The sequence below is a fragment of the Schaalia naturae genome, from assembly GCF_042665795.1.
Lineage (GTDB): Bacteria > Actinomycetota > Actinomycetes > Actinomycetales > Actinomycetaceae > Pauljensenia > Pauljensenia naturae.
The window spans coordinates 740,085-751,355 of sequence record NZ_JBHTEF010000001.1 but is presented as its reverse complement, the minus strand read 5'-3'; the positions used below and the strand labels follow the sequence as shown (position 1 = coordinate 751,355).

The following is an 11,271-nucleotide window of genomic DNA, read 5'->3' as shown; positions in this document are numbered from 1 at the left end:
ACATCACACCGGCGAGCCTGCCCCCCTCACGGCCGGACCCCGGCCAAGCGCCCCCGCGTCTGACGCACGCCTTCCAGCGCGACGGGCAGTCGGCGGACCTCCCATCCGGCCGCTCCGGCCTCGGCCAGGACCGCATCCGGGACGGCCTCCAGGGACAGGACCGTCGGTCCGGCGCCCGAGATCACGGCCGGGCACCCGGCCTCGCGCAGCCAGTCGACCAGCGCCACCGACGATTCCATCGAGGGGCGACGGTACTCCTGGTGGAGCCGGTCGCGGGTCGCCTCCATGAGGAGCGCGTGCATCGTCGTCGCACGGGCCCCGCCCTCGCCGGCTGCCACCTCACCGGAAAGGGCCGCTGCGGGCCCCTTCTCCCCCGAGGACAGGAGGGCGGCGAGGAGCGCCGCGCGCGAGACGTTGAACACGCCGTCGGCGTGCGGGACGGTCCCGGGCAGGACCGCGCGGGCCGTGGAGGTGGCCAGGGAGAACGAGGGGATGAAGGCGACCGGACGCAGGAAGCCGGGAGGGTCCAGGCGGACGGCGCCCGCGCGCCCCTCCTCGGTCCACGCGACCGTCGCACCCCCCAGGACGGCCGGGGCGACGTTGTCGGGATGCCCCTCGACGTCCGTTCCCAGCTGGAGGAGATCTTGGGCCCTCAGCGCCTCCGGATCCCCCACGAGGGCGCGCGCGAGGGCGAACCCGGCGACCAGCGCCGCGGCCGAGGATCCCAGCCCGTGCCCGTGCGGGATCCGGTTCGTGCAGTGCATGCGGATCCCGGCCTGCGGCGCGCCGACGTGGTCGAGGGCCAGCCGCAGCGCGCGCACGACCATGTTCGAGTCGTCCTCGGGGACCCGGCCCGCGCCCTCGCCCTCGACGACGACGGAGGTGGGCCCCGTGATCGCGTGCACGGAGACGGTGTCGTGCAGGTCGAGCGCCAGTCCCATCGAGTCGAATCCCGGACCCAGGTTCGCCGACGTCGCCGGCACGGTCACCGCCACGAAGTCATCCCTGAGACGCATCCGGCCCACCTCCCAGCAAGCCGGTCCCCCACCGAGGCCACATCGCTCAGTCGCCCTCCATGCGCAGTGTCGACGCCACCCGGCGCACGGCGGGCGAATGGGCCAGCGCCGCCGCCACTGCGCGCAGATCCGCCTCGCGCGCCTCGTGGGTCGCGATGACGATGACGGCCTCGCCCGGCGCCTGCCCGTCGCGCTGGTGCACGGACTGGATGGACACCCCATGGCGGGCGAAGATGCTGGAGACCTCCGACAGGACGCCGAGCCGGTCGTTGACCCGAAGCCGGAGCTGGTAGCGCGTCCGGGTCGACCCGGGGTCGAGGATCGGCAGGTGGGCGTAGACGGACTCGCGGGGGGCGTGGCCCCCGTGGACGCGGTGGGACGCGGCTGCGACCAGGTCCGAGAGGACGGCCGAGGCGGTCGGCGCCCCGCCCGCGCCCTGCCCGTAGAACATGAGGCGACCGGCCGCCTCCCCCTCGACGACGATCGCGTTGAAGGCGCCCGACACGGAGGCCAGCGGGTGGTCCAGCGGCACCAGGGCCGGGTGGACGCGCACGGCGACGCCCTCGTGGCCGGACTCGTCCGTGCGCCTCTCCGCGATGGCGAGCAGCTTGATGACGCGGCGGAAGAACGCGGCCTCGGCGACGTCCTCGGCCGTGACGCCGGCGATGCCCTCGACGGCGACGTCATCCATCCCGACCCGGGTGTGGAAGGCCAGCGAGGCGAGGATCGCGCACTTCGCCGCCGCGTCCAGCCCGTCGACGTCGGCGCTGGGGTCGGCCTCGGCGAAGCCGCGGGCCTGCGCGTCGGCCAGCGCGTCCCCGTAGGAGGCTCCCGAGGTCGCCATGGCGTCGAGGATGAAGTTCGTCGTGCCGTTGACGATGCCCAGCACCCGGGTGATGCGGTCGCCCGCCAGCGATTCGCGCAGCCCGTAGACCACCGGGACGGCGCCGGCGACCGCCGCCTCGTAGTAGAGGTCCGCGCCCGACTCCGCGGCCGCCGCATAGAGCTCGGGGCCGTGGGCCGCCAGGAGCGCCTTGTTCCCCGTGATGACCGACGCCCCGGCTCGCAGCGCCCGCAGCACGTAGGTGCGAGCCGGCTCGATCCCGCCGATGAGCTCGACGACGAGGTCGCGCCCGTCGATGGCGGTCGCGGCGTCCGTGGTGAGCGCCGACGGGTCGATGTCCGCCGCCCGGGGGGCGGAGGGGTCGCGGACCAGGACCGCTCCGATGGACAGCCGCGCCCCGGACCGGGCGGCGAGGTCGCCGGCCTGCTCGCCCAGGAGGCGGATCACCTGCGAACCCACCGTTCCCGCGCCCAGCACGGCGATGTCGAGGACCGGCAGGGACGGGGAGGCGGCGCTCCCGGATGAATCAGGCGTGTGGACCACGGCTCTCCTCCGCTGGTGTCGGCGCAGGTCGGGTCTCCTCCTCCGGTGCTCCCGGCGCTCCGCCCGGCCCGCGCGGTCAGTCTAGGCGGCCGGGACGCCCTCGGGCGGCAGCGTCCGGGAGGTGGCGGGGAGACGGCCCGCGAGGAGGGGCGGGCTAGGAGAAGAAGGACAGCAGCACCCATATGCCCAGCGGGAAGGAGGACGCGACGAGCCCTGCGACATTGAGGCGCGCGTGGTCCCGCATGATCGCGACGTACTCGCGTAGCACCGCCGTGGGCCAGTAGTAGTGCGCGGTGGGCGCCCCCACCGCATAGCCGTCCAGGCCCGCGGCGCGCATCAGGGTCGCCGCGCGGAAGGCGTGGAAGCTGCTCGTGACCACGGCGACCCGCCCGGTGATGCCGCGCTCGTCGAGCAGGCGCCGGGTGCGCTCGAGGTTCTCCCGGGTGGTCGTGGACTCCCGTTCCACCAGGATCCGCTTCGGATCCGCGCCGTGGTCGCGCGCGTAGTCGGCCATGGCGTCGGCCTCGGCGCGCTCCTCGTCGGGGCCGCGGCCCCCCGAGAGCACCAGCGGCGCCGGCCGCCCCCGCTGGGCCTTTCTCCCCGCCCACTGGATGCCCCGGTCGACGCGGGAGGCCAGCAAGGGCCCCACGCGCGTTCCCCCGACCAGTCCGGCGCCCAGGACGATGACCGCGCCCACCTGCCGGCCGAGACGCACGGCGGACTTCCCGTAGACCCATGACCACAGGAGGTAGGCCATGAGCCCGTACCCGCACCAGCCGGCCGGCAGGGCCAGCAGGAGGAGGACGGCCATGAGACGGGTGGAGCCCGCGGCGATGGCCAGGGCGCCGAGCGCGGGGTAGGCGAGGATCAGGAGCCCGACCACGAGGGCGAGGGCGTGGGCGAGGGAGCGGCCCTCGCGCCGGATGACCTGGACGCCCGTGAGGACCAGGAACACCCCGAGCGTGAGGACGGCCAGTGTGAGGACCACCATGACGGCGAGCAGTAGCCAGGCGTCGACCTGGACGTCCGGGAGGAGGCTCGCCGCCCGCTCAAGGAACGACCCGAACGCCAGCAGCGCCAGGAGCATGACCAGCGTGAGCAGGAGGACCCCGCACCGCACCGTCCGCGGATCGCGCCAGACGGCCAGGACGAGGGCGGCGGCGAGCACGAGGAGCGGGGCCACGATATCCATATCTGGATAGTACCGACCGCGCCTGCCGAACCGTGATGTAACAGACATGATGAGCCCAGACCCGGGACGTTGGTCCCCACGTCGGCGGGCCGTCCCAGGCGCGGCGGTCCATTGAGAGGTACCGCATAGGGTCGCCTCACTCCCTGTTCTGGTCGGGTGCTCCGGCGACGAGGACAATGGTCCGTGGACGCCCACCCGGCGCCCATGACGGGCCCGCCCCGTCGTCGGACTCCCCGACCGGGGAGGCTGAGATCGAGAGAGGGATCATGACGACCCAGATGACTGCTCCCGCCGCCCAGACGACCGATCCATGGACCGGATTCGTCACGGGTCCATGGACGGAGGACATCGACGTCCGCGACTTCATCCAGCGCAACTACACGCCGTACGAGGGCGACGCGTCCTTCCTGTCCGGCCCCACTGAGAAGACCTTGCGCACCTGGGACACCCTGGAGAAGAAGTACCTCTCCGTGGAGCGCGAGCGCCGCGTCTTCGACGTCGACACCCACACGCCCGCCGACGTCGACGCCTTCGGCCCGGGCTACATCAGCGAGGACGATGACGTCGTCGTGGGCCTGCAGACCGATGTGCCCCTCAAGCGCGCGATGATGCCCAACGGCGGGTGGCGCATGGTCGAGACCGCCATCAAGGAGGCCGGCAAGGAGCCCGACCCGGAGATCAGGAAGATCTTCACCCAGTACCGCAAGACCCACAACGACGCGGTCTTCGACATCTACACCCCGCGCATCCGAGCCGCGCGCCACTCCCACATCATCACCGGCCTCCCCGACGCCTACGGGCGCGGCCGGATCATCGGCGACTACCGCCGCGTCGCCCTCTACGGCGTCGACGCGCTGATCGCGGCGAAGAAGGTCGACAAGGACAAGGTGACCGACCAGCCCTTCTCCGAGCAGTGGGCACGTTACCGCGAGGAGCACTCCGAGCAGATCAAGGCGCTCCAGAAGCTCAAGAGGATGGCCGCCTCCTACGGCTTCGACATCTCCCGGCCGGCTGCGACCGCCCAGGAGGCCGTGCAGTGGACCTACTTCGGCTACCTGGCCTCGGTGAAGTCGCAGGACGGCGCCGCGATGTCGATCGGGCGCCTCTCCGCCTTCTTCGACATCTACTTCGAGCGCGACCTGGCCGCCGGCCGACTCACGGAGCGGGACGCCCAGGAGATCGTCGACGCGCTGGTCATGAAGCTGCGCATCGTCCGCTTCCTGCGCACGATCGACTACGACCAGATCTTCTCCGGCGACCCCTACTGGGCCACCTGGTCGGATGCGGGTTTCGGCGACGACGGGCGCACGCTGGTCACGAAGACCTCCTTCCGGCTGCTCCAGACGCTGCGGAACCTGGGTCCCGCCCCAGAGCCGAACATCACGATCTTCTGGAACGAGAACCTGCCGGAGGGCTACAAGCGGTTCTGCGCGGCGATCTCGATCGAGACCTCGGCCATCCAGTACGAGTCCGATGAGCAGATCCGCTGCCACTGGGGGGACGACGCGGCGATCGCCTGCTGCGTGTCCCCGATGAGGGTCGGCAAGCAGATGCAGTTCTTCGGGGCCCGCGTCAACGCCGCCAAGGCGCTGCTCTATGCCATCAACGGCGGCCGTGACGAGATGTCCGGCGAGCAGATCGTCAAGGGGCACGAGCCGGTTCGCGGCGACGGCCCGCTTGACTTCGACGATGTGTGGAACAGGTACGAGGAGATGCTCGACTGGGTGGTCGGCACCTACGTCGAGGCGCTCAACATCATCCACTACTGCCACGACCGCTACGCCTACGAGGCCGTCGAGATGGCGCTGCACGACTCCGACATCGTGCGGACGATGGGCTGCGGCATCGCGGGGCTCTCCATCGTCGCCGATTCCCTGTCCGCCATCAAGTACGCGACCGTCACCCCCGTCCGCGACGAGACGGGGCTGATCGTCGACTACGCGACCGAGGGAGAGTACCCGGCCTATGGCAACGACGATGACCGGGCCGATGAGATCGCCGCGGCGGTCGTCCACACGATCATGAGCAAGATCCGCGAGATCCCGCTCTACCGCGACGCCGTCCCGACCCAGTCGGTGCTCACCATCACCTCGAACGTCGTCTACGGCAAGGCCACGGGCGCCTTCCCCTCGGGACACAAGGCGGGCACGCCCTTCGCCCCCGGGGCCAACCCGGAGAACGGCATCGACACCCACGGCATGGTCGCCTCCATGCTCTCGGTGGGCAAGCTCGACTACAACGACGCCCTCGACGGCATCTCGCTGACGAACACGATCACCCCCTCGGGCCTGGGCCAGACGAAGGATGAGCAGATCACGAACCTGGTCGGCATCCTCGACGTCGGCTTCGTCCCCGAGGGCTGATCCCGGCCCCGCATCGCTTCCCACACCCCGGAACAGAAGGAGAACACAGATGTCCACCATGACCTACGCCGAGCGCGTCGCCGACATGAAGGCCAGCCGCGAGAAGGAGGGGATGGTCCCCGGCCTGTACCACGCGAACATCAACGTGCTGGACCGCTCCACCCTCGAGGACGCCATCGAGCACCCGGAGAAGTACCCGAACCTCACCGTCCGCGTCTCCGGCTACGCGGTGAACTTCGTCAAGCTGACGCGCGAGCAGCAGCTCGACGTCCTGTCCCGCACGTTCCACACGAACGCCTGACCGTTCTGGTGATGACCGCTGAGCAGGCCGGGGCCGTCGGCGTCCAGGACTTCCTGGCGCCGGCGGCCCGGCTGCGCGGTGCGGGCACGGCCGGGCTCGCGGAGCTCTCCGACCTCGAGCATGCGGACCGGCTGGCGCGCATGCGCGAGGGGTCGCTGGGCTCGGTCCACTCCTGGGAGCTCGTGACCGCCGTCGACGGGCCGGGGACGCGGATGACGGTGTTCCTCGCCGGCTGTCCGCTACGCTGCCTGTACTGCCACAACCCCGACACGCTCGAGATGCGCCGGGGCGAGCCGGTCGAGGCCGATGAGCTCCTCGCCAGGATCCGGCGGTACCGCCGGATCTTCCAGACCACGAAGGGCGGGATCACCCTGTCGGGCGGCGAGGTCCTCATGCAGCCCGCCTTCGCGGGACGTATCCTGCGCGGTGCGAAGGAGATGGGCATCCACACGGCGCTGGACACCTCGGGGTTCCTGGGCGCCGCGGCGACCGACCAGATGCTCGCCGACACGGACCTCGTGCTCCTGGACGTGAAGTCCGGGATCCCCGAGACCTACCGGAAGGTGACGGGCCGCGCCCTGCAGCCGACCATCGACTTCGGCGACCGCCTCAATGAGCGGGGCATCGAGATCTGGGTCCGCTTCGTCCTGGTCCCCGGGCTCACCGACGCGCCGGAGAACATCGACGCCGTGGCGCGCATCGCCCGGCGCTGGTCGCCGGGCTCGATGACCCGCCTCGAGGTCCTCCCCTTCCACCAGATGGGGCGCGACAAGTGGGCGGCGCTCCACATGGACTACACGCTGGCCGACACCAGGCCGCCGACGAACGAACAGGTCCGGGCCGTGCGTGAGCGCTTCCGCGGCTTCGGCCTCGAGGTGCGCTGACCGCCCCAGACCGGCTCCGGCGGAACCTGGGTTGGCGGCGCCTACCGGCCTCCATGCGTCATGGGACCGCGCGCGGCGCTGGCTCGACGCCCCTCGCGCGGGGCAGCAGCCCGGAATCACGCCCCGGGAGCCGTCGGCGTCCACGAGAGCCCCGGAACGCCCCACCCGGCCTCCTCGACGACGGCGCGGGCGCGTGCGGCCCAGGGCTCGGCCAGACGGTCGACGTAGAGGCTGCCGTCCAGATGGTCGAACTCGTGCTGGAAGATGCGGGCGAGCCAGCCTCGGGCCTCCACGCGCAGGGGAGCTCCCGTGACGTCCTGTCCTGTCAGAATCGCGCGAGGACTGCGCCTCAGCGGGAACTTGTGGCCGGGGACGGACAGGCAGCCCTCTGACTCGGCGGCCGGGTCCGGGGCTCCGGGTTCCAGGGGCGCGAGCTCCAGGGCGGGGTTGACGACGGCCCCCTCGTGGGTCGCGCCGGTCGCGACATCCGTCCAGCGCCACACGAAGATCCTCGCGTCCTTCCCCACCTGCGGGCCCGCCAATCCGACGCCGGGCGCGGCGAGCATCGTCTCGCGCATGTCGCGGGCCAGCCGGGCGAGGTCGGGGCCGAAGTCCGAGACGGGGCGCGCCGGACGGTGCAGCACGGGATCGCCAGTGATACGGATCGCAAGAATCGCCATGGGATCAGAGTAGGTGCGCATCCTCACAGGGTTGTGCCCGATGAGACGCACAGGGACCTTTGGCCTGATGCCGGCGACTTCTACGATGGACCCACCGACCCGGTCACAACCGCGAAGAAGGTCACCATGAGTCCTGTGCAGGTCAGCGGCGACACCGTCGCCGACTACATCGTCAATCAGCTGCTCTCCCTCGGCGTGCGCCGGATCTACGGCATCGTCGGCGACTCGCTCAACCCGATCGTCGACGCCGTGCGCCGCTCGAACAAGGGCGGCAAGGGCATCCAGTGGATCCATGTCCGCCACGAGGAGTCGGCGGCCTTCGCGGCCGCCGCCGAGGCGGAGACCACAGGACAGCTCGCTGTGTGCGCGGGCTCCTGCGGCCCGGGGAACCTCCATCTCATCAACGGCCTGTTCGACGCCAACCGCAATCGCGTCCCCGTTCTCGCGATCGCCTCCCACATCCCCTCGGTCCAGATCGGCACCGGGTACTTCCAGGAGACCCATCCCGACCGGCTGTTCAACGACTGCTCGGTCTACAACGAGATGATCACAAACCCGCAGCAGGCGCCGCGCGTCGTCACATCCGCGATCCAGCATGCGTGGGGCGGCCCGGGGGTCTCCGTGATCTCTCTGCCCGGCGACACCTCCGCCGCGAGGATCACCCCCTCCCTGCCCTTCGTCGTCGAGCGTCCCGCCTCGCCGCGCATCGTGCCCGCGGAGGCCTCCGTGCGCGAGCTCGCAGCCGCCGTCAACGCCGCGAAGAAGGTGACGATCTTCGCGGGCGCCGGCACCAAGGGAGCCCACGACGAGGTCATCGCCCTGGCGGACCGCATCGGCGCGCCCATCGGGCACTCGCTGCGGGGCAAGGAATGGATCCAGTGGGACAACCCCTTCGACGTCGGTATGTCCGGGCTCCTCGGCTACGGCTCATGCCATGAGGCGATGCACAGCGCCGATCTGCTGATCCTGCTGGGCACGGACTTCCCCTACGACCAGTTCCTCCCCGAGTCCGTGCGCACCGCCCAGGTCGACGTCCGCCCTGAGGTGCTGGGGCGGCGCACGCGCGCCGACATCGCCGTGGTCGGCGACGTCAGGGAGACGGCGACCGCCCTGCTGCCCCTCGTCGACGCGAACCGCTCCCGCGCCTTCGTCGACCAGATGACGAGGAAATTCGAGCGTTCGATGAAGAAGGTCGTCGGCGCCTACAGGGGCCGGTCCGCCGCGGCCCTCAAGCCCCTCCACCCCGAGTACGTCACGGACATCCTCTCGGAGGTCGCGGCCGACGACGCGATCTTCACGGTCGACACGGGCATGGGCAATGTGTGGGCGGCGCGCTACCTGCGCGTCAACGGCAGGCGACGGATCATCGGGTCCTTCCTCCACGGCTCGATGGCCAATGCGCTGCCGAACGCCGTGGGCGCCGCGGCCGCCAACCCGGGCCGGCAGGTCATCTCGATGTCCGGCGACGGAGGGCTGTCCATGCTGCTGGGCGAGCTCATCACCGTCAAGAACTACAACCTCGATGTCAAGGTCGTCGTCTTCAACAACGCCTCGCTCGGCATGGTCAAGCTCGAGATGCTCGTCAACGGCCTCCCGTCCTTCGGAACGGAGTCCGAGGACGTGAACTACGCGGCCGTCGGGGCCGGCATCGGCATCCCCTCCGTGCGCGTCGAGGAGCCCGGCGAGGTCCGGGAGGTCCTCGAACGCGAGCTGGCGAAGCCCGGCCCCGGGCTGATCGAGCTCATGACGGACCCACGCGCTCTGTCGCTGCCGCCCTCGATCACGGCCGACCAGGTCACGGGTTTTGCGACCGCCATGTCCAAGGAGGTCCTGGGCGGGGGCCTGGGCGAGGTCGTCTCGATGGCCCGCTCGAACCTCCGCAACATCCCGAGGCCGTGATCATCGCCCGGCGTCGGCCTCGTCATGGGCGTGCGGATGGGCACGCTGGTCCACGAGCGCGATGACGAGGGCGACGCCGAGCAGGATGAGCGTGAAGGCCGTCGAGACGGCGAGCCCGCGGGAGTACGCCGCGAGGCTTCCGTCGGTGTCCACGACGGAGAAGAACAGGGACGTCATGAGTGCCAGCCCCACCGTGGCTCCCAGCCGTTGAAGGGTCTGGAGGAGGCCCGACGCGGTGCCTGCGTGCCGGGTGGGCACATCCGCCAGCGTCAACGCCTGGTTGGGGGAGATCACCGAACCCGAGCCGGCTCCGGCGATCCCGAGGAGCACCGGCACCACCCACACGGTCCAGGGCTCCTCGGGACGAAGGGCCATGAGCAGTGAGAGGGCGGCCACGCCGGTCATCATGAGGAGAAGCCCTCCCACGACGACGCGGCGTCCGCGCTGGGAGACGCGCCGGCCCGAACGGGCGGCGGAGACGGCGGACGCCACCGCGAAGGGCATCTGGGCCATGCCGGCGAGCCACGCGGGAAGGCCGACGCCCTGCTGGAGCCACATCGTGGCCACGATGAAGATACCGGTGAACCCCCCGAAGTAGGCGGCGCCCAATGAGGCTCCCAGCACGAACCCGCGGTTGCGCACGAGGACTCCGGGCAGGATCGCCGGTCGCCCGCGGCCGTCCTGGCGCCGCTCCCAGAGGACGAGGACCACGGCGAGGACGGCGGCCACGCCGAGCAGCGACCAGGGAGCGCCCGCGAGGCCTCGGTCGGACTCGGTCCCCGCGATGAAGGGCCACATCACCGCGAGCACGATACCGGCGATGAGCACCAGGCCGACGCCGTCGAGCCCCAGTCCTCCTCCGGATCCGGAACGCCGTTGCGCGGCGGCGGACCCATGCCCCCGCAACCACCGCGCGGCCAGGGGCACCACCACGAGGCCGACGGGCACGTTGATGAGGAAGACGGATCGCCAACCGAGCTCCGGACCGAGGCTGGAGACCAGGACGCCGCCCAGCAGGGGGCCGATCGCGGTCGACACGCCGATCGTCATCCCGAAGTAGCCGAAGGCCCGCGCCCGCGCCGGACCACGGAACAGATCCTGGATGAGCGCGATCACCTGGGGATTGAGGATGCCGGCGAAGGCGCCCTGCACGATGCGCGTCACCGCGAGCCAGGCGGCGTCCTGGGCGAGTCCGCAGGCGGCGGAGGCGACGACGAACCCGATGAGTCCGAGGAGGAACATCGAGCGGCGCCCGAGCAGGTCGCCGAGCCGGCCCGCCGGAACCAGCACCAGGCCGAAGGACAGCGAGTAGCCGGCGACGATCCACTGGATGTGCGCGTCGTCGGCCGCGAGCCCCGCCTCGATGGACGGAAGCGCCACGTTGACGATCGACACGTCGAGCAACGTCATGAATCCCGCCGCGAGGATGACGGCGAAAGCCCGCCACCGCGCGCGGTCCTGAGGCTGTCCGCCGGAGGCGGATCGGGATGGGGGAAGACTCACCGCACCAGCATGCCACCGTGTTCCGGTACCTTCACGATCTGAGGGT

At 71.1% G+C, this 11,271-nt stretch carries 9 protein-coding genes; 4 read left to right on the top strand and 5 right to left on the bottom strand.

Translation table 11 applies throughout. The features are described from left to right. Positions 1-26: 26 nt before the first annotated feature. The 3 genes from thrB to ACFQWG_RS03240 all read right to left on the bottom strand — a co-directional run bounded on the left by thrB (position 27) and on the right by ACFQWG_RS03240 (position 3,595). Complete coding sequence (thrB, locus tag ACFQWG_RS03250; RefSeq protein WP_380972061.1) at positions 27-1,016, bottom strand: homoserine kinase; 990 nt, start codon at positions 1,014-1,016, stop codon at positions 27-29. 46 nt (positions 1,017-1,062) lie between these two features. After that, positions 1,063-2,403, bottom strand: a complete 1,341-nt coding sequence (locus ACFQWG_RS03245; RefSeq protein WP_380972059.1) for a homoserine dehydrogenase — start codon at positions 2,401-2,403, stop codon at positions 1,063-1,065. A gap of 154 nt (positions 2,404-2,557) precedes the next feature. Further along, complete coding sequence (locus ACFQWG_RS03240; protein ID WP_380972058.1) at positions 2,558-3,595, bottom strand: YdcF family protein; 1,038 nt, start codon at positions 3,593-3,595, stop codon at positions 2,558-2,560. A gap of 266 nt (positions 3,596-3,861) precedes the next feature. Here ACFQWG_RS03240 and pflB point away from each other — a divergent pair, with 266 nt between their 5' ends. Genes pflB through pflA form a run of 3 tightly spaced genes read left to right on the top strand, consistent with a single transcriptional unit; the run spans position 3,862 to position 7,143 of the window. Next, a complete protein-coding gene (gene pflB / locus ACFQWG_RS03235) occupies positions 3,862-5,958 on the top strand; it encodes a formate C-acetyltransferase (protein ID WP_380972055.1) in 2,097 nt (698 codons plus the stop codon). A 49-nt stretch (positions 5,959-6,007) separates the two neighbouring features. After that, positions 6,008-6,259: an autonomous glycyl radical cofactor GrcA2 gene (grcA2, locus tag ACFQWG_RS03230; protein ID WP_380972053.1), complete on the top strand. Its 252-nt coding sequence runs from the start codon at positions 6,008-6,010 to the stop codon at positions 6,257-6,259. Positions 6,260-6,270: 11 nt separating this feature from the next. Continuing rightward, a complete protein-coding gene (gene pflA / locus ACFQWG_RS03225; RefSeq protein ID WP_380972051.1) occupies positions 6,271-7,143 on the top strand; it encodes a pyruvate formate-lyase-activating protein in 873 nt (290 codons plus the stop codon). Positions 7,144-7,259: 116 nt separating this feature from the next. On the opposite strand, the gene ACFQWG_RS03220 is transcribed toward pflA, so the two are convergent. After that, the gene (locus ACFQWG_RS03220; protein WP_380972048.1) at positions 7,260-7,823 is read right to left on the bottom strand and encodes a peptide deformylase; all 564 of its coding nucleotides are present in this window, start codon (positions 7,821-7,823) and stop codon (positions 7,260-7,262) included. Positions 7,824-7,949: 126 nt separating this feature from the next. On the opposite strand from ACFQWG_RS03220, the gene ACFQWG_RS03215 reads away from it, so the two are divergent. After that, positions 7,950-9,722 (top strand): pyruvate dehydrogenase, encoded by a 1,773-nt coding sequence (locus tag ACFQWG_RS03215; protein ID WP_380972046.1) that lies wholly within the window; start codon positions 7,950-7,952, stop codon positions 9,720-9,722. On the opposite strand, the gene ACFQWG_RS03210 is transcribed toward ACFQWG_RS03215, so the two are convergent. Further along, complete coding sequence (locus tag ACFQWG_RS03210) at positions 9,723-11,225, bottom strand: MFS transporter (protein ID WP_380972044.1); 1,503 nt, start codon at positions 11,223-11,225, stop codon at positions 9,723-9,725. Positions 11,226-11,271 lie beyond the last annotated feature (46 nt).